This window comes from Bradyrhizobium sp. GCM10028915 (assembly GCF_042666195.1).
In the GTDB taxonomy this organism is placed as follows: domain Bacteria; phylum Pseudomonadota; class Alphaproteobacteria; order Rhizobiales; family Xanthobacteraceae; genus Bradyrhizobium; species Bradyrhizobium canariense_D.
On sequence record NZ_JBHTFN010000044.1, the window covers coordinates 617,631 to 634,351 of the forward strand.

Below are 16,721 nucleotides of genomic sequence, written 5' to 3' on the forward strand. Positions count from 1 at the left end.
CGTCATGCGCTTCTCGGGCGCATGGCGCGTCAACTCGGAGAAAAATCGTGTGGGTCTTTAGTCGCGACCTAATCCGTTGGGAGCGGCAATGAACCGATTCGTTCACCGCCTCATCATGTCGATGCTGCTGGTCGCGGTCCTCGTCCTGGTCTGGAACGTGCTGGGCTCGCGCTGAGATGGCACCCGTGAACATACGGATGCCATCTCTTCATTCGCGAATCAATCGCTGACGCCTCAGCGCCGCGCGAACGCGCCGCTAGTCCTTGCCCATCGCCGCATCGGCGCTGACCGAGCCGCCGCCGGCTGCCGAGAGGTAGAGGCAGGCGAAGCAGAACAGGATCGCCGCGGTGCCACCATTGAGCAGCGGCAGGAACACCGGCGTTTCGCCCTTGAACATGTGCCCCATGAAATAGGCGAAGGCCATCTCACCCGAGAGGATGAATGCCGCGAGGCGGGTAAACAGGCCGATCATCAGCAACGCGCCAAGCACGAGCTCAAGCGTACCGGCTGCGTAGATGATCGGCGGGATGTTTGCGAAGTAGGGAAGCACCGGAAACTTGAACAGCTTGGCGACACCGTACTGGAACAGCAGCAGGCCGGTGATGAAGCGAAACAGGCTCAAGAGAACCGGTTGAAAGCGAACGAGATAGGGAAAGTTCATTGGTTTGTGCCCTCCATCCAATGCTGCGACTAGGACCGCATTCAGTTCCGCCCTGCAAGCCGCCCAAGGGCAATTTGCGCTGACATTTTTGTCATGTCGGACAAAACACCGCAGGAAGGACTTTCAGCCGCGTGCGATCCACATCTTCGTAGCTGTTCGCGTCGTGCCCATCCGTAATTTCCCGGTGACGCGAATGCGCTCAAGTTACCTTCAGGAGACCTACCGCCGCAAGGCGGACACGACCAGGAACGGGATCATCCCGAGCACCACGCTCGCGAGTGCGAAGGCGAGCAGCGCGTTGTAGCCATGGGTCGCGTCATGGATCAGGCCGCCGCTCCAGGAGCCGAAAGCCGAGCCGAGCCCGCTGCCGATCGAGATGGTGCCGTAGATGGTGCCGACGCGCTTGCCCCCAAAGATCTTCATCGCGGTCGCCGTGATCAGCGGTCCACGTGAGCCCATCATGCTGCCGAAGCAGACCACGAATCCGGTGAGCAGGAGGAAATTGGCGGAGTATTGCAACAGCCACAGCAGGAAGATGCCGAGGATCGAGATCGCGTAGCTGAGCAGCACCGACGGCCGGCGACCGATCAGGCCGTCGAGCGCGGACACGCCTAGCATGCCAAACACCAGCACGATGCCGGAGAAGCCCCAGGCCGTGGCGGCCTGCAGCGGTGGAAAGCCGGCATCGATCAAATAGGCCACGATCTGGGCGGCGATCGCATACATGCCGACCGCGGTGAAGAAGAATGTCGAGAACAGCGCCCAGAAGGCGTGATGGCGCATCGCGCTCGGAAGGGTCCAGCCGTGATCGACGAAATCCGGATCGGTCTTCTTCGCGATCTGCGGCGAGCCCGAGGCGAACAGCCGCCATGGCAGCAGCATGAGCGGCACCAGCAGGCCGAGCGCGGCGAAGCCGAACAGCTGGTAGGTTTCGCGCCACCCCAGATGATCGATCAAAAGCTGCGAGGCCGGCAGCAGCGCCAGCACGCCGCCACCCATGGCCGAGTAGACCACCGCCATCGCGGTCGGGAGTTTTGGGCCGAACCAGCGGCCCAGCAGGATCGAGTTCGGCACATTGCCGATGAAGGCGACGCCAATGCCGACGCAGAGTCCGATCGAGAGCTGGAACTGCCAGAGTGACTGCGCGTGGCTTGCGATCAGGAAGGCCGAGCCGAGCAGCAAAAGGCCCAGTGCATAGACGATGCGCGGTCCGGAATGATCGAACAGGCGCCCGACCAACGGCGCCGTCAGTCCGCTGACGAGCCACGTCAGCGAATAGATCGAGACCACTTGGGCGCGATCCCAGCCAAAGTTTTCCGAGATCGGCTTCAGGAAGACGGTGAAGCTTTCGCTGAGGCCGCGGCCGAGCACGGCGAGTGTGAAGCAGAGCGCGAGCACCACCAGCGCGGTGCGCACGACGCCCTGCGGCGTCGCCGTGACGCGTTCCCTGGTCGCTTGCTTGGACTGTTCCTCTAGCGTGTTCTGGTCCATTGCCGATCAGGGAGCGCGCTTCAGCGCGCCCTGACAAGCAGCGAAAAGCTCATACGCCTATGCAGGCCTCAGGAGGATGTGCTTCTTCTTGCCGAACGACAGCTTGACCACGCCTTCCGGCGTCAGGTCGGCCGCCGACAACGCCATCTTCTCGTCGGTGACGGGCTCGTCATTGACGCGCAGGCCGCCGCCCTTGATCTGGCGCCGTGCTTCGCCGTTGGAGGCAACGAGGCCCGCCTTCACGAAGGCGTTGAGCACGCCGAGGCCGGCGTCGAACTCGCCGCGCGGAATTTCCACGGTCGGCAGGCTCTCGGCCAGCGCGCCTTCCTCGAAGGTGCGGCGCGCGGTCTCGGCCGCCTCGTTCGCTGCGTCGCGGCCATGCAGGAGCGCGGTCGCCTCGGTGGCGAGCACCTTCTTGGCCTCGTTGATCTCGGAGCCTCCGAGCGCCTCGAGCTTCCTGATCTCGGTCATCGGCAGCGTCGTGAACAGCTTGAGGAACTTGCCGACGTCGGCGTCTTCGGTGTTGCGCCAGTACTGCCAGAAATCATACGGCGAGAACTGGTCGGCGTTGAGCCAGACCGCGCCCTGAGCGGTCTTGCCCATCTTGGCCCCCGACGCCGTCGTCAGCAGCGGCGTCGTCAGGGCGAACAGCTGATGCGTGCCCATGCGGCGGCCGAGATCGACGCCCATGATGATGTTGCCCCACTGGTCGGAGCCGCCCATCTGCAAGTTGCAGCCGGTCCGCCTGGCGAGCTCGACGAAGTCGTAGGCCTGGCAGATCATGTAGTTGAACTCGATGAAGCTCATCTCCTGCTCGCGCTCGAGGCGCAGACGCACGGAGTCCATGGTCAGCATGCGGTTGACCGAGAAATGCCGCCCGACGTCGCGCAGCATCTCGATGTAGTTGAGCTTTGTCAGCCACTCGGCATTGTCGAGCATGATGGCGTCGCTCTTGCCCCCGCCATAGCGCAGCACCTTTGCGAACACGCCGCGGATCGATTCCTTGTTGGCCTCGATCTCGGCGACGGTGCGGATCGCGCGCGTCTCGTCCTTTCCGGAGGGATCGCCGACCATGGTTGTGCCGCCGCCCATCAGCGTGATCGGCTTGTTGCCGGACTGCTGCAGCCAGTGCAGCATCATCATGGTCAGGTAGTTGCCGATGTGCAGCGAGCGGGCGGTGCAATCGTAACCGACATAAGCCGTCGCCTCGCCCTTGGCGGCGAGGGCGTCCAGCCCCTCGAAATCGGAGCATTGGTGGATGAATCCACGTTCCTGCAGCGTGTTGAGGAAATCCGATTTGAATGCAGTCATTTGTCGGCGCGCCTGACAATTCTTGGTTTACTGTTTTGGGAGCAATTTAAGGGTCATCCGTGGGAACTCGGTTGCTGCCCGCTACTTTGGCCTGTGGCATTATAAGATGTGTCCCTCTGGCACAAGATCGGCATGCCGGAAGGGTCTCTTGAGGACGCTGATCCATGATGTTGACGACACTCGGTTTGATGAGCGGCACCTCGCTGGACGGGGTGGATGTTGCGCTGATCGAAACCGACGGAAAGCAGGTGAAGGCATTCGGGCCGTCCGGCTACCGGCCGTATAGCCCGGCGGAGCGCAACCTGCTGCGTCAGGCGCTGAGCGAGGCCGTGCACCTGGCCCAACGCGATGCTAGGCCGGGAGTTCTGGCCGAGGCCGAACGCGCAGTGACGCTCGCGCATGCCGAGGCGGTGGCCGCCTTCGTCGCCCAGAACCGGATGAAGCCGGAAGACATCGACATCGTCGGCTTCCACGGCCAGACCGTGCTGCACCGCCCCGAGAAGCGGCTGACGGTGCAGATCGGCGACGCACCGGCGCTGGCCAGGGCGATCCATATCCCCGTGATGCATGATTTTCGCGCCGCCGACGTCGAGGCCGGCGGGCAGGGCGCGCCATTAGTGCCGGTTTATCACCGCGCGCTCGCCCATTCGCTGGAGCGCGAAGGGCCGATCATCGTGGTCAATATCGGCGGCGTCTCCAACATCACCTATATCGACGGCAACGACACGCTGATCGCCTGCGACACCGGACCCGGCAACGCGTTGCTCGACGATTTCATGTACCGCACCATGAATCAGGCGTTCGACGCGGACGGAAAGCTCGCAGCCCTCGGCAAGGCGGACGAGGCCTGGATCGCGCGGGCGCTGCAGCTGCCGTTCTTCGCAAGCCCGCCGCCGAAATCGCTCGACCGCAACGATTTTGCCGCGCTGAAGCTCGGCGATGTCCTGCCGGCCGACGGCGCCGCAACGCTGACCGCCTTCACCGCGGCGGCCATCGCCCGCGTCATCCCGCTGCTGCCACGCAGGCCGCGGAGCTGGATCGTCTGCGGCGGCGGCGCCCGCAACCGGACCATGCTCCAGATGCTGCGGGAGCGCGTTGGGTCCGCCACTGTCGAGGCCGCGGAGGCAGTCGGCTGGGCCTCCGACGCCATCGAGGCGCAGGCCTTCGGCTTCCTCGCCGCGCGCGGCCTGAAGGGCCTGCCGCTGTCGTATCCCGGGACCACGGGCGTGCCGATGCCGATGACGGGCGGGGTGATCGCGCGGCCTTGAGATCATAGGCGGGATGATGCAGATGCATTGATCTTGACAGGTAGATGCACATGCATCTATCTTTGATGCAGTTGCATCTAACCGTCGGGATTCTCGCCATGACCGCTTCACTGAAACTGATCAGCCACAAGCTTTGCCCCTATGTGCAGCGCGCGGTGATCGCGCTCAACGAGAAGGGCGTGCCGTTCGAGCGGGTCGACATCGATCTCGCCAATAAGCCCGACTGGTTTCTCAAACTGTCGCCGCTCGGCAAGGTGCCGGTGCTGGTCGTGACGAGCGAGAAGGGCGAGGTCGCGCTGTTCGAGAGCAACGTGATCTGCGAGTACATCGAGGAGACGCAAGGCGGCGTGAGACTGCATCCGGCGGATGACTTGGAGCGTGCCGAGCACCGGGCGTGGATGGAGTTCGGTTCAGCAGTGCTCGCCGATCTCTGGGGCCTGGAGACCACGACCGATGCGGCGACGTTCGAGAGCAAGCGCCAGGCGCTGATGGTGAAGTTCGCCCGGGTCGAAGCGGCGCTCGGTGCCGGTCCTTATTTTGCTGGCGAAGCGTTCAGTCTCGTCGACGCCGTGTTCGCCCCCGTCTTCCGCTACTTCGATCTGTTCGACGAGCTGACCGACCACGGCATTTTCCGCGATGTGCCGAAGGTCCGCGCATGGCGCGCCGAACTGGCGAAGCGTCCGAGCGTCCGTACTGCGGTGGGCGCGGACTATCCGCAATTGCTGCGCGCCTTCCTCGTGCGCCACGACGCGCATCTGCTCAAGCTTGCGGCCTGAGCCCACGCCGATGTCGCAATCCATGGCCTGGCTGATGCTGGTGATCGCAGGCGCACTCGATGTCGGTTGGGCGATCTCGATGAAATATGCGGAAGGCTACACGCGCGCTGGCTGGAGCGTCGTTTCGCTCGTGCTGCTCGTCGCCTTCGTTGTCCTGCTCGGGCGTGCCTTGAAGGTGCTCGAGGTCGGCGTCGCCTATTCGGTCTGGACCGGCATCGGCGCCGCCGGCACCTTCGTCATGGGAGTGGTGCTGTTCGGCGAGGCGCTGAGCGCGATGAAGATCGCGGGGATCGTGCTGGTGCTGACGGGGATCGCGGCGCTCAAGCTGGCCTAGAGCTCTGCGGCCATTTTCGCGAGCGTCGCGATCGTTTTCATGTTGCGCGCGGTGCCGGTCTTGGCGGCGGGGATGACCAGCTTCGACGTGCCCATGCCGTCGCCGTAATGCACGTAGATCTCGCGGCCGCCGAGGCGGACCTCCTCCTTGTTCTGGCCGCGAATGCCGGCAAGCGCATCCGCTGGCGGCGCCTTGTCGAGGAAGATCGCGACGGTACGGTTGGGCGCGGCCTTTGGAAACGGATTATCGGCCAAGACCTGCGCCATCTCGGCGGCGCTGCGCACGAGCACGCCGACCGGCGCGCCGGCATAGGCGTGCAACCGCTTTTCGAGTGCGGTCTTGATCGCAGATTGCGACTTGCGGCTTGTGAAGACGACGTTGCCGCTTGCAATATAGGTGCGCACGGCGGCGTAGCCGAGCTCCTCGCACATGGCCTTCAGTTCGCTCATCGGCAATTTGCCGGTGCCGCCGACATTCACGGCACGCAACAATGCGATGAACGCGCCCACAGAAAGCTCAGCGCACGTTGGCGAGGCGCATGTCGAGATAGGCGGTAATGGTTTCCATCAGCGGCTCGAGCTTGGCGTCGAAGAAGTGGTTGGCGCCCGGGATGACCTGCTGGTCGATCACGATGCCCTTCTGGGTCTTCAGCTTCTCGACCAGCGTGTTGACGTCCTTGGGCGGCACCACCGCGTCCTTCTCGCCATGCACGATCAGCCCCGAGGACGGGCAGGGCGCGAGGAACGAGAAGTCGTAGAGGTTGGCGGGCGGCGCGATCGAGATGAAGCCCTCGACTTCGGGGCGGCGCATCAGCAGCTGCATGCCGATCCAGGCGCCGAAGGAGAAGCCGGCAACCCAGCAGGCGCGCGCTTCGGGATTGATGGTCTGCGCCCAGTCGAGCGCCGCGGCCGCGTCCGACAATTCGCCGGTGCCGTGGTCGAACGAGCCCTGGCTGCGGCCGACGCCACGGAAATTGAAACGCAGCACCGAGAAGCCGCGATGCGCGAACGCATAGTAGCACTGGTAGATGATCTGATGATTCATCGTGCCGTGGAACTGCGGATGCGGATGCAGGACCATCGCGATTGGCGCGTTCTTCTGCTTGGCCGGATGGTAGCGGCCTTCGAGGCGGCCGGCGGGGCCGGTGAAAATAACTTCAGGCATGATGATCTCTTGATTGATCCCTTGAAGACGCTCTTCAACAATCAACCGATTGTGCGGATTTCATCGGCTGCTGGGCCGATCAAGCCGCGAATGGAAGGGTGGAGCGGCGCCCTCGGATGATGCGCGAGCGGCGCGCGGCGAACTGACGCGCGCGTTCTAACATGAGCCGAGGGTCAAAAAGCAAGCATCTTGAACATCGCCCAATGAGCTCAAGGCGTTAGCGTCATGGCCGCGTCGTCGCGCGATGGGGGAATCCGGAATCGAGATTGCCAAGTGCTCCAGGGGAGCCCATGTCGGGTACCAGCGCTGGCGCAGCAATCAGTCTCAGGTAATATAATACTCTATGCCGAGCCGCATCTATCTCGACTGGAATGCGACCACGCCGCTTCGCGCCGAGGCCCGAAGGGCGATGCTCGGAGCCTCCGAGCTCATCGGCAATCCGTCCTCGGTTCATGCCGAGGGGCGCGAGGCGCGGCGCCTTGTCGAGGACGCGCGGGCCCTGCTTGCGACCTCCGTCGGCGCGCTGCCGCGGAACGCGGTTTTTACCTCCACGGGAACCGAAGCCAACGCGCTGGCGCTGTCACCGGGTCTTCGAGGGCCCTCTGGCGGGCCTGTCGAGCGGCTTCTGGTCTCGGCTGTCGAGCATGCTTCGGTGCTGGCGGGCGGCCGGTTCCCGACCGATCAGATTGGTCAGATCAGGGTCACGCGCTCCGGCGTGATCGACCTCGACCATTTGAAGGCGCTGCTCGGCGACGGCCCGCCGGCGCTGGTCTCCATCATGGCGGCCAACAACGAGACGGGCGCGCTGCAGCCCATCGCCGAGGCCGCGGGAATCGTTCACGGGGCTGGCGGCCTGCTGCACGTCGACGCAATCCAGTCGTTTGGAAAAATCTCATTTGATATCAAAGTGATCGGCGCAGACCTTGCGACCTTTTCTGCACACAAGATCGGCGGCCCCAAGGGGGTCGGCGCGCTGGTCGTGGCCGAGGGCGTGGCCGGACTTGAGCCGTTGCTCCGAGGCGGCGGGCAGGAGCTCAACCGGCGCGCCGGAACCGAGAATGTCGCCGGTATTGCCGGCTTCGGCGCAGCGGTGCGGGTCGCCCTTCAGGCTTTGCCCGAGGATGCGGAGCGGATGGCAAGCCTAAGAGATCGCTTGGAAAATGGCATTCGCTCCATGGCGGGTGCAACGGTCTTCTCAAGTGATGTTGGGCGGTTACCTAACACCGTTCTTTTCACGGCTCCCGGGTTGAAAGCCGAGACGGCGGTGATCGGTTTCGACCTCGAAGGTGTCGCGGTGTCCTCGGGATCTGCCTGTTCCTCGGGCAAGGTGCAGCCGTCCCACGTGTTGTCGGCAATGGGGTATGATCCGACCGTCGCCCAAGGAGCGGTGCGTCTCAGTCTGGGCTGGTCCACGGAGCCGGATGACATCAACAGGGCGTTAGAGGCTTGGCGAAAGCTCGGTAATACCCTACTTAAGGGATAAGCGATGAAACACGCCTTGAACGGTTCTAAGCGCGTGCGTCCCGCCAAGAAACATCGTAATAGTCGTCCGAGTTTGATGATCCACCGCGGTCCTTGAAACCGCGAGCGGAGGATAGAATGCCAGCCGTGCAAGAGACGGTCGAGCGCGTGAAGCGCATCGACGTCGATCAGTATCGTTATGGGTTTGAGACCCTGATCGAGTCCGACAAGGCCCCCAAGGGGCTGTCGGAAGAGACCGTCAAGTTCATCTCCGAGAAGAAAAACGAACCCGCCTGGATGCTCCAGTGGCGGCTCGAGGCCTATCGGCGCTGGCTGACCATGACCGAACCGACCTGGGCGCGCGTCGACTATCCCAAGATCGACTTCCAGGACCTTTATTATTATTCGGCCCCGAAGCCGAAGAAGACGATCAACTCGCTCGACGAGATCGATCCGGAGATCCTCAAGACCTACGAAAAGCTCGGCATCCCCTTGCGGGAAGTCGCCATGCTCGAAGGCGTCGAGCCCAAGCCCGGCGAGCAGGATCCCAACAGGCGCAAGATCGCGGTCGACGCTGTCTTCGATTCAGTCTCGGTTGCGACCACCTTCCAGGCAGAGCTGAAGAAGGCCGGCGTGATCTTCATGCCGATCTCGGAAGCGATCCGCGAGCATCCAGAGCTGGTGCAGAAATATCTGGGATCCGTGGTGCCGACGTCGGACAATTTCTACGCAACGCTGAACTCGGCGGTGTTCTCGGACGGCTCGTTCGTTTACGTGCCGCCGGGCGTGCGCTGCCCGATGGAACTGTCCACCTACTTCCGTATCAACGAACGCAACACTGGACAGTTCGAGCGCACGCTGATCATTGCCGACAAGGGCTCCTACGTCTCCTATCTCGAGGGCTGCACCGCGCCGCAGCGCGACGAGAACCAGCTGCACGCGGCCGTGGTCGAGCTCGTCACGCACGACGACGCCGAGATCAAATATTCGACGGTGCAGAACTGGTATCCCGGCAATTCGGAAGGCAAGGGCGGCATCTACAATTTCGTCACCAAGCGTGGTGACTGCCGCGGCAACAATTCCAAGATCTCCTGGACCCAGGTCGAGACTGGTTCGGCGATCACCTGGAAGTATCCGAGCTGCATCCTGCGCGGCGACAATTCGCGTGGTGAATTCTACTCGATCGCGATCTCGAATGGCTATCAGCAGGTCGACAGCGGCACCAAGATGATCCATCTCGGCAAGAATACGTCGAGCCGCATCATCTCCAAGGGAATCGCAGCCGGCAAGTCGCAGAACACCTATCGCGGGCTCGTTACCGCGCATCGCAAGGCGACCGGCGCGCGCAACTTCACCGCCTGCGATTCGCTGTTGATCGGCGACAAATGCGGCGCGCACACCGTGCCCTACATCGAAGCCAAGAACTCGTCGGCGACGTTCGAGCACGAGGCCACCACGTCCAAGATCTCCGAGGACGTGCTGTTCTACTGCATCCAGCGCGGCCTCACGCAGGAGGAGGCGGTCGGCCTCGTCGTCAACGGCTTCGTCAAGGACGTGCTGCAGCAACTGCCGATGGAATTCGCGGTGGAAGCGCAGAAGCTGATCTCGATCTCGCTTGAAGGATCGGTCGGCTAGCGCCGGCCCTCGCGGCGCGCGTCGCGCGCCCTATGCATCATTTGAATAAACTGGACACCAAGATGGCTTTGCTTGAAGTGAAAGACCTCAAGGTTCGTGTCGAGGAGCGTGAGATCCTCCATGGGTTGACGCTGACCGTGAACGAGGGCGAGATCCACGCGATCATGGGGCCGAACGGCTCCGGCAAATCGACGCTGTCCCACGTCATCGCCGGCAAGCCTGGTTACGAGGTCACCGACGGCGAGATCCTGTTCAAGGGCGAAGACCTGCTCGCGATGGCGCCCAACGAACGGGCCGCCAAGGGCGTGTTCCTGGCGTTCCAGTATCCGGTCGAGATCCCCGGCGTCTCCACCATGAATTTCCTGCGCACCGCGCTGAACGCGCAGCGCAAGGCGCGCGGCGAGGGCGAATATTCGACGCCCGACTTTTTGAAGAAAGTCCGCGAAGTCTCGAAGTCGCTGAACATCCCGCAGGACATGCTCAAGCGCGGTGTCAATGTCGGCTTCTCCGGCGGCGAGAAGAAGCGCAACGAGGTACTGCAGATGGCGCTGTTCGAGCCGAGCCTGTGCATCCTCGACGAGATGGATTCCGGCCTCGACATCGACGCGCTGCGGATTGCGGCCGACGGCGTCAACGCGCTGCATTCGCCCAAGCGCGCGATGGTCGTCATCACCCATTATCAGCGGCTGCTGAACTACATCGTGCCTGACGTCGTGCACGTGATGTCAAAAGGCCGTGTCGTGAAGAGCGGCGGCAAGGAACTGGCGCTGGAGCTGGAAGCGTCCGGCTACGCCCAGTTCGAGGACGCCGCGTAAGGAATTTTGAGATGAACGTTGCTGTGGCAAAGACCGGAAACGGCCGCGCGGTGAGCGATCTCTTCGCCAGCGCCGAAGGCCGGCTGCCGGGTTCGCCTTCCGTGATCGCGGTACGCCGCGAGGCGTTCGAGACCTGTGAGCGTCTCGGCCTGCCGCACCGCCGGATCGAGGAGTGGAAGTACACCGATCTGCGCGCGCTGGTCGGCGAGGTACTGCCGCTCGCGGCTGCGCCCGATGCGACTGCGTTGAAGCGCGCCGCGGACGCGGTGAAAGCACATGCGATCGCCGGCGCCCGCAAGCTGGTGCTGGTCGACGGTGTGTTCGCTCCCGATCTCTCCGACGTCAAGGCGCTCGCCTCCGAGGCGAGCTTTAAGACGTTGCGGGAGACGCTGGAGAAGGATTCCGGTCTGTTAAGGACCGCGGCCATCGATGCGGTGATCGCGCTGAACGCGGCGATGGCGACCGACGGTGTCGTGCTTGATATCGCCGACGGCACGCAGCTGTCCGCGCCGATCCAGATCATCCACATCGCGGTTGCATCTTCCGCGTCGGCTTTCACCCGCTCGCAGGTTGCGGTCGGGAAGGGCGCTCGTGCCACCATCATCGAGAGCTTTGTCGCGGCCGGCGCCAAGGCTTACCAGGTCAACGATGCCGTCATCCTCTCGGTTGGCGATAATGCCGACATCGCGCATATCCGTCTGATGGACGATTCGCCGGATGCGGTGAACATCACCTCGCAGTTCGTCACGGTCGGTGCGAATACAAAGCTCAACTTCTTCAACATGACGACCGGCGCGGCAGTCAGCCGCCTGCAAGGCTTCATCACGCTGGCAGGCGAGGGCAGCGAGCTCTCGGTCAACGGCGTGAACCTGTTGCAGAAGACCGAACACGGCGACACCACGCTGGTGGTCGACCATGCCGTGCCGAACTGCGTCAGCCGAGAAGTTTTCCGCGCCGTGATCGACGATCGCGCCCATTCGGTGTTCCAGGGCCGCATCATCGTTCGTCCCGATGCGCAGAAGACCGACGGCAAGATGATGATCCGCGCGCTGCTGCTCTCGGATGAGGCGGAAGCCGACAACAAGCCCGAGCTCGAGATCTTTGCGGACGACGTCTCCTGCGGTCACGGCGCCACCGCCGGTGCGCTGGACGACAGTCTGCTGTTCTATCTGAAGGCGCGCGGCCTGCCGGAGAAGCAGGCCCAGGCGCTGCTGATCCAGGCCTTCGTCGGCGAGGCGATCGAGCAGATCGCCGACGATGATCTGCGCGAGCACGTGATCGGCATTGCCGAGCGCTGGCTGGAGCGGCGCCAATGAGCACGCATCCGGCAGTCAAGAACGGCTCTTACGACGTTGCGCGCGTGCGCCAGGATTTTCCGGCGCTGGCCATGCAGATCTACGGCAAGCCGCTGGTCTATCTCGACAACGCCGCATCTGCGCAGAAGCCGAGCGCCGTGCTCGATCGCATGACGCAGGCCTACACCTCCGAATATGCCAACGTGCACCGCGGCCTGCATTATCTCGCCAACGCCGCGACCGAAGCCTATGAGGGCGGCCGCACCAAGGTGGCGCAGTTCATCAACGCGCCGCGGACCGAGGAAGTGATCTTCACCCGCAACGCGACCGAGGCGATCAACCTCGTCGCCTCGTCCTGGGGCGAGCCGAACATCAAAGCAGGCGACGAGATCGTCATTTCGATCATGGAGCACCACTCTAACATCGTGCCCTGGCATTTCCTCAGGGAACGCCATGGTGCCGTGATCAAATGGGCGCCGGTCGACGACGAGGGCAATTTCCTCATCGACGAATTCGAAAAGCTGCTGACGTCGAAGACCAAGCTGGTCGCGATCACGCAGATGTCGAACGCGCTTGGCACCATCGTCCCGGTCAAGGACGTTGTGAAGATCGCCCACGCCCGCGGCATTCCCGTGCTGGTCGACGGCAGCCAGGGCGCGGTGCATATCCCAGTCGACGTCCAGGACCTCGGCTGCGACTTCTATGTCTTCACCGGCCACAAGGTCTACGGGCCGACCGGCATCGGCGTGCTCTGGGCCAAGTACGACCACCTGGTCGCGATGCGCCCCTATAACGGCGGCGGCGAAATGATCCGCGAGGTCTCGCGCGACATCGTCACCTACGGCGATCCCCCGCACAAATTCGAGGCCGGCACGCCGGCGATCGTCGAGGCCGTCGGGCTCGGCGCCGCGATCGACTACGTCAATTCGATCGGCAAGGAGCGCATCGCCGCGCACGAGCACGATCTCGTCACCTACGCCCAGGATAAGCTGCGCGAGATCAACTCGCTGCGGCTGATCGGCACGGCGCGGGGCAAGGGCCCGGTGATCTCCTTCGAACTCAAGGGCGCGCACGCCCACGACGTCGCCACCGTGATCGACCGCCAGGGCATCGCGGTGCGCGCCGGCACCCATTGCGTGATGCCGCTTTTAGAGCGGTTCAACGTCACAGCCACGTGCCGGGCGTCGTTCGGCATGTATAATACGCGGGAAGAAGTCGATCATCTGGCACAGGCGCTGTTGAAGGCGCGGGATTTGTTCGCATGAGTGACACGGCCGAAATCAAAGCCAATCCGATGGAAACCCAGTCGGCGCTGCCGCCTGAGGAGACCGAGCGTCTCACCACCGAGATCATCGCCGGGCTCAAGACCGTGTTCGACCCGGAAATCCCGGCTGATATCTACGAGCTCGGCCTGATCTACAAGGTCGAGATCAAGGACGATCGTTCCGTCGATGTGCAAATGACGCTGACGACACCGAATTGCCCGGCCGCCGGCGAGCTGCCGACCATGGTCGAGAACGCGGTCGCCAGCGTCCCCGGCGTCGGCGTGGTCGACGTCAAGGTGGTCTGGGAGCCGGCCTGGACGCCGGAACGCATGAGCGACGAGGCCCGCCTCGTGCTCAACATGTGGTGACGCGTAACCTCGGCTTTAGATCCTTGTTAGATCCTTGGCATTGAATTCGCTCGGCAACGGACCACATCATTGACATGACACAGATATCGTCGGGCTCGACACCAGCATCCACTCCAAAGCCGAGGCGGCCCCGCCCGCAGGTCATGCGGCTGACGGACGCTGCCGCCCAGCGCATCAGCGAGCTGACCCAGCGGGCCGATTCCGAGATCGTTGGCCTGCGCGTCGGCGTCAAGAACGGCGGCTGTGCCGGACAGTCCTACACCGTCGAATACGCCCATGATGTCCGGCCGACCGACGAGGTCGTCGAGGACAAGGGCGTCAAGATCCTGGTCGATCCCAAGGCCGTGCTGTTCCTGCTCGGCACCGAGATGGACTACAAGGCCGACAAGATGCAGGCCCAGTTCGTTTTCAATAACCCCAACCAGATCTCCGCCTGCGGCTGTGGCGAGTCGGTCGAGCTGCGTCCGGCGCAGATCGACGGGTAGTCCGTTTCTCGCAAATCACTCCGCTGTCGTCCTGGCGAAGGCCAGGATCCATACCGCGTGATCTCGCGGTGATCGTCGGTGCCAATACCGACGCTGGCACGACTGGCAGTCTTCGCTAAACTCCCTCCCGTGGAATGGGTCCTGGCTTTCGCCAGGACGACCGTGCGGAAATAGTTCAGCCATGGACCGCGAATTTCTGATCGACCTGTTCGCCGATTTCGGCCCCGTCGCCATCCGGAAAATGTTCTCCGGCTACGGCATCTCCGCCGACGGCGTCAACTTCGCGCTGGCCTTGCGCGCCGGCCTGTTTTTTCGCGCTGACGAGATGACCATCCCGGATTTTGAGGCGGAAGGCTCGAAGCCGTTCCAATACTCGACCCGCGCCAAGACCGTGGTGGTGAACTCCTATTGGGAGCTGCCGGCCCGCCTGTTCGACGATTCCGCGGAACTCGCGCAATGGGCGAGGGCCGCGCTTGCTGCTGCCCAGCGCGCCAAGGTGAAGAAGCCGCCCAAGGTGAAGAAGGCGGCGAAGAAGGTTGCGAAGAAGCCCGTTGCAACGAAGCGGCCGACCAAGAAGAAAACAATGCGCAGGGCGGGCAAAGCGAAGCGTGCCCTCCGCTGAGGTGCTGGTGTGGGAGATGATGGGCATGGCGCTGAGCGCCTTTGCCCACCCGATGGGACTTCACTCCACGGCCTTGGTCAGACCAACCCGCATGTCCCTGGCGGTGAAGACGCAGACGCCGTCGGCCAGCACGCGACCGTCGGCAATTCCGAGCACCAGCTTGCCGCGCCGGACCATCCTCATGGAGACCTCGTAGCGCACGCGTTGCGCGTTCGGTGTGACCTCGCCCGTGCACGCGACTTCGCCGACGCCGATGGCGCGGCCCTTGCCCGGCGAGCCCGACCATCCCAGCCAGTAGCCGACCATCTGCCACATGGCATCCAAACCCAGAGACGCTGGCATCGTGGCATCGCCGTGATAGTGGCAATCGAAGAACCAATGGCCCGGCGCGATGTCGAGCTCGCCGACGATATGGCCCTTGCCGAACTCTCCGCCATCCAGGCTGATCTCCGTGATGCGGTCCATCATCAGCATCGGCGGCGCTGGCAATTGCGCATTGCCCGGCCCGAAATAGCCGCCCTCGCTCGATCTCAGCAGCTCGTCCCTGGTGTAGGACGGTTGCGGTGAGTGAAAATCATGCGGATTGGGCAAGACGACAAGTCCTCCGGATCTTCGCAGTCGGACGCCTCAAGACGGCGAGGGAGATGTCGTTCGTCGGGTCAGAATGTCAAGCGCTGGCGGTGCGCGGCTTCGGCGTCACGCCACCCGGTTATGGGTCTCGACCGTGAATTCCGGATCGGCCTCGCAGATCACGCGGTTGCGGCCGTTGCGTTTGGCGGCGTACAGGCAGGCATCCGCGCGTTCGATCAGCGCATCGGTGTCGTCACCCTGCTTGAGCATGGAGACGCCGACGGAGATGGTGACCCGGCCAAGGATTTCGCCGGTGGACTTCTTCTTTAGTTCCTTCGCCATCACCGCGCGGCGGATGTGATCGGCCACCGTGAGGGCCTGGCGCAGCGCGGTGTTGGGCAGCACGACCGCGAATTCCTCGCCGCCATAGCGGGCGGTGATGTCCTGGCCCTTGATGGTCTGCTTCAGCGACAGGCCGACCAGCCGCAGCACCTGGTCGCCGGTGAGATGGCCGTAGGAATCGTTGAACGACTTGAAATGATCGATGTCGACCAGCAGCAGCGACAGCGGCTCGCCGGAGGCGAGCGCGCCTTGCACGGCCATGTCGATCATGCGATCGAAATATTTGCGGTTGCCGAGCCCCGTCAGCGGATCGGTCAGGCTCTCGGCGCGGATCGCCTCCAGGCTCTGCTGGAGGTTGCTGATCTCGCTCCTCGAGAGCGTCAGCCGGTCTTCCAGCGCCTTGTTGGTCTCGCGCATCTCGCTGGTCGAATGCAGCAGCGTCTCGACGATCGACTTGATCTGCTCGCGGCTTTCGGCCGATGACAGCTTTTTGGTCGCGTCCGACAGGCTCGCATCGTAGGAGCCGGTCATCGCGAGCGCGTCGCCGAGAACCTTTATGACGTCGTCGATCTCGCCGATGACGCGCGCGCCGACCTTGTCGATGCGCTCGGTGGTCTTGATGTGGGAGAGGTAGGTCTCGTAGATGTGATCGAGATCGGCTTCGGTCAGCTTGCCGCTTCGCGCCAGCGTCTCGTTGATGATCTTGTTGAGCGGGGCGTTGTAGCCGGTGGCGTAGACGTACCAGATCTCGTAATTGCGGGGAATTGCCGGCTGCCGTAGCGATCGGATCTGACCGAGCGCTACCTGGGCGAACGCCATCGTGCGTTCGTGTTCGTCGAGCACCTTGACCACGGAACA

At 63.4% G+C, this 16,721-nt stretch carries 18 protein-coding genes; 11 read left to right on the forward strand and 7 right to left on the reverse strand.

What is annotated here, in order from left to right; all coding sequences use genetic code 11:
• Positions 1 to 256: 256 nt before the first annotated feature.
• The 3 genes from ACFQX9_RS23015 to tyrS all read right to left on the reverse strand — a co-directional run bounded on the left by ACFQX9_RS23015 (position 257) and on the right by tyrS (position 3,463).
• The gene (locus ACFQX9_RS23015) at positions 257 to 661 is read right to left on the reverse strand and encodes a DoxX family protein (protein ID WP_018454461.1); all 405 of its coding nucleotides are present in this window, start codon (positions 659 to 661) and stop codon (positions 257 to 259) included.
• 219 nt (positions 662 to 880) lie between these two features.
• Entirely contained in the window at positions 881 to 2,152 is a 1,272-nt protein-coding gene (locus ACFQX9_RS23020; protein ID WP_377790692.1) for an MFS transporter, read from the reverse strand.
• A 57-nt stretch (positions 2,153 to 2,209) separates the two neighbouring features.
• Entirely contained in the window at positions 2,210 to 3,463 is a 1,254-nt protein-coding gene (tyrS, locus tag ACFQX9_RS23025; RefSeq protein ID WP_018454459.1) for a tyrosine--tRNA ligase, read from the reverse strand.
• Between the two features lie 164 nt (positions 3,464 to 3,627).
• Between tyrS and ACFQX9_RS23030 the strand changes: the two genes are divergently transcribed.
• From ACFQX9_RS23030 to ACFQX9_RS23040, 3 genes are all read left to right on the forward strand, one after another.
• On the forward strand, positions 3,628 to 4,731 hold the full coding sequence (locus ACFQX9_RS23030) for an anhydro-N-acetylmuramic acid kinase (protein WP_247390510.1): 1,104 nt from the start codon (positions 3,628 to 3,630) through the stop codon (positions 4,729 to 4,731).
• A gap of 98 nt (positions 4,732 to 4,829) precedes the next feature.
• Entirely contained in the window at positions 4,830 to 5,507 is a 678-nt protein-coding gene (locus tag ACFQX9_RS23035; RefSeq protein ID WP_247390512.1) for a glutathione S-transferase family protein, read from the forward strand.
• A 10-nt stretch (positions 5,508 to 5,517) separates the two neighbouring features.
• Positions 5,518 to 5,841, forward strand: a complete 324-nt coding sequence (locus tag ACFQX9_RS23040) for a multidrug efflux SMR transporter (protein WP_247390515.1) — start codon at positions 5,518 to 5,520, stop codon at positions 5,839 to 5,841.
• Here ACFQX9_RS23040 and ACFQX9_RS23045 read toward each other — a convergent pair.
• Both ACFQX9_RS23045 and ACFQX9_RS23050 read right to left on the reverse strand, forming a co-directional pair.
• Positions 5,838 to 6,350 (reverse strand): DUF1697 domain-containing protein, encoded by a 513-nt coding sequence (locus ACFQX9_RS23045; RefSeq protein WP_247390517.1) that lies wholly within the window; start codon positions 6,348 to 6,350, stop codon positions 5,838 to 5,840. The two genes, ACFQX9_RS23040 and ACFQX9_RS23045, sit on opposite strands and share 4 nt — an antisense overlap.
• Before the next feature lie 7 nt (positions 6,351 to 6,357).
• Entirely contained in the window at positions 6,358 to 7,005 is a 648-nt protein-coding gene (locus ACFQX9_RS23050) for an alpha/beta hydrolase (RefSeq protein ID WP_007591562.1), read from the reverse strand.
• 343 nt (positions 7,006 to 7,348) lie between these two features.
• Between ACFQX9_RS23050 and ACFQX9_RS23055 the strand changes: the two genes are divergently transcribed.
• The 8 genes from ACFQX9_RS23055 to ACFQX9_RS23090 all read left to right on the forward strand — a co-directional run bounded on the left by ACFQX9_RS23055 (position 7,349) and on the right by ACFQX9_RS23090 (position 14,951).
• A complete protein-coding gene (locus tag ACFQX9_RS23055) occupies positions 7,349 to 8,488 on the forward strand; it encodes a cysteine desulfurase family protein (RefSeq protein WP_377790695.1) in 1,140 nt (379 codons plus the stop codon).
• Positions 8,489 to 8,604: 116 nt separating this feature from the next.
• The gene (gene sufB, locus ACFQX9_RS23060; RefSeq protein WP_377790697.1) at positions 8,605 to 10,101 is read left to right on the forward strand and encodes a Fe-S cluster assembly protein SufB; all 1,497 of its coding nucleotides are present in this window, start codon (positions 8,605 to 8,607) and stop codon (positions 10,099 to 10,101) included.
• A 62-nt stretch (positions 10,102 to 10,163) separates the two neighbouring features.
• Positions 10,164 to 10,916, forward strand: a complete 753-nt coding sequence (gene sufC / locus ACFQX9_RS23065) for a Fe-S cluster assembly ATPase SufC (RefSeq protein WP_007609807.1) — start codon at positions 10,164 to 10,166, stop codon at positions 10,914 to 10,916.
• A gap of 11 nt (positions 10,917 to 10,927) precedes the next feature.
• The gene (gene sufD / locus ACFQX9_RS23070; protein ID WP_377790699.1) at positions 10,928 to 12,232 is read left to right on the forward strand and encodes a Fe-S cluster assembly protein SufD; all 1,305 of its coding nucleotides are present in this window, start codon (positions 10,928 to 10,930) and stop codon (positions 12,230 to 12,232) included.
• Positions 12,229 to 13,476: a cysteine desulfurase gene (locus tag ACFQX9_RS23075; RefSeq protein WP_018454451.1), complete on the forward strand. Its 1,248-nt coding sequence runs from the start codon at positions 12,229 to 12,231 to the stop codon at positions 13,474 to 13,476. The genes sufD and ACFQX9_RS23075 overlap by 4 nt, the downstream gene beginning before the upstream one ends.
• Complete coding sequence (locus ACFQX9_RS23080; RefSeq protein ID WP_007591551.1) at positions 13,473 to 13,844, forward strand: SUF system Fe-S cluster assembly protein; 372 nt, start codon at positions 13,473 to 13,475, stop codon at positions 13,842 to 13,844. Before ACFQX9_RS23075 ends, ACFQX9_RS23080 begins: the two co-directional genes overlap by 4 nt.
• 74 nt (positions 13,845 to 13,918) lie before the next feature.
• Positions 13,919 to 14,329 (forward strand): iron-sulfur cluster assembly accessory protein, encoded by a 411-nt coding sequence (locus tag ACFQX9_RS23085; RefSeq protein ID WP_007609828.1) that lies wholly within the window; start codon positions 13,919 to 13,921, stop codon positions 14,327 to 14,329.
• A 181-nt stretch (positions 14,330 to 14,510) separates the two neighbouring features.
• The gene (locus ACFQX9_RS23090; RefSeq protein WP_204511095.1) at positions 14,511 to 14,951 is read left to right on the forward strand and encodes a TfoX/Sxy family protein; all 441 of its coding nucleotides are present in this window, start codon (positions 14,511 to 14,513) and stop codon (positions 14,949 to 14,951) included.
• Between the two features lie 60 nt (positions 14,952 to 15,011).
• Here ACFQX9_RS23090 and fabA read toward each other — a convergent pair whose 3' ends face one another.
• Positions 15,012 to 15,542: a bifunctional 3-hydroxydecanoyl-ACP dehydratase/trans-2-decenoyl-ACP isomerase gene (gene fabA, locus ACFQX9_RS23095; protein WP_085353496.1), complete on the reverse strand. Its 531-nt coding sequence runs from the start codon at positions 15,540 to 15,542 to the stop codon at positions 15,012 to 15,014.
• A gap of 105 nt (positions 15,543 to 15,647) precedes the next feature.
• The gene (locus ACFQX9_RS23100; protein WP_247390523.1) at positions 15,648 to 16,715 is read right to left on the reverse strand and encodes a GGDEF domain-containing protein; all 1,068 of its coding nucleotides are present in this window, start codon (positions 16,713 to 16,715) and stop codon (positions 15,648 to 15,650) included.
• Between the last annotated feature and the right edge of the window lie 6 nt (positions 16,716 to 16,721).

What these genes read in the sequence shown, in the direction of transcription:
- ACFQX9_RS23035 (WP_247390512.1), top strand. Translation starts at nt 4,830, where the DNA reads ATGACCGCTTCACTGAAACTGATCAGCCACAAGCTTTGCCCCTATGTG.
- ACFQX9_RS23055 (WP_377790695.1), top strand. Translation starts at nt 7,349, where the DNA reads ATGCCGAGCCGCATCTATCTCGACTGGAATGCGACCACGCCGCTTCGC.
- ACFQX9_RS23015 (WP_018454461.1), bottom strand. Translation starts at nt 661, where the DNA reads ATGAACTTTCCCTATCTCGTTCGCTTTCAACCGGTTCTCTTGAGCCTG.
- ACFQX9_RS23030 (WP_247390510.1), top strand. Translation starts at nt 3,628, where the DNA reads ATGATGTTGACGACACTCGGTTTGATGAGCGGCACCTCGCTGGACGGG.
- sufB (WP_377790697.1), top strand. Translation starts at nt 8,605, where the DNA reads ATGCCAGCCGTGCAAGAGACGGTCGAGCGCGTGAAGCGCATCGACGTC.
- ACFQX9_RS23085 (WP_007609828.1), top strand. Translation starts at nt 13,919, where the DNA reads ATGACACAGATATCGTCGGGCTCGACACCAGCATCCACTCCAAAGCCG.
- ACFQX9_RS23050 (WP_007591562.1), bottom strand. Translation starts at nt 7,005, where the DNA reads ATGCCTGAAGTTATTTTCACCGGCCCCGCCGGCCGCCTCGAAGGCCGC.
- ACFQX9_RS23075 (WP_018454451.1), top strand. Translation starts at nt 12,229, where the DNA reads ATGAGCACGCATCCGGCAGTCAAGAACGGCTCTTACGACGTTGCGCGC.
- sufD (WP_377790699.1), top strand. Translation starts at nt 10,928, where the DNA reads ATGAACGTTGCTGTGGCAAAGACCGGAAACGGCCGCGCGGTGAGCGAT.
- ACFQX9_RS23080 (WP_007591551.1), top strand. Translation starts at nt 13,473, where the DNA reads ATGAGTGACACGGCCGAAATCAAAGCCAATCCGATGGAAACCCAGTCG.
- ACFQX9_RS23040 (WP_247390515.1), top strand. Translation starts at nt 5,518, where the DNA reads ATGTCGCAATCCATGGCCTGGCTGATGCTGGTGATCGCAGGCGCACTC.
- ACFQX9_RS23090 (WP_204511095.1), top strand. Translation starts at nt 14,511, where the DNA reads ATGGACCGCGAATTTCTGATCGACCTGTTCGCCGATTTCGGCCCCGTC.
- tyrS (WP_018454459.1), bottom strand. Translation starts at nt 3,463, where the DNA reads ATGACTGCATTCAAATCGGATTTCCTCAACACGCTGCAGGAACGTGGA.
- sufC (WP_007609807.1), top strand. Translation starts at nt 10,164, where the DNA reads ATGGCTTTGCTTGAAGTGAAAGACCTCAAGGTTCGTGTCGAGGAGCGT.
- ACFQX9_RS23020 (WP_377790692.1), bottom strand. Translation starts at nt 2,152, where the DNA reads ATGGACCAGAACACGCTAGAGGAACAGTCCAAGCAAGCGACCAGGGAA.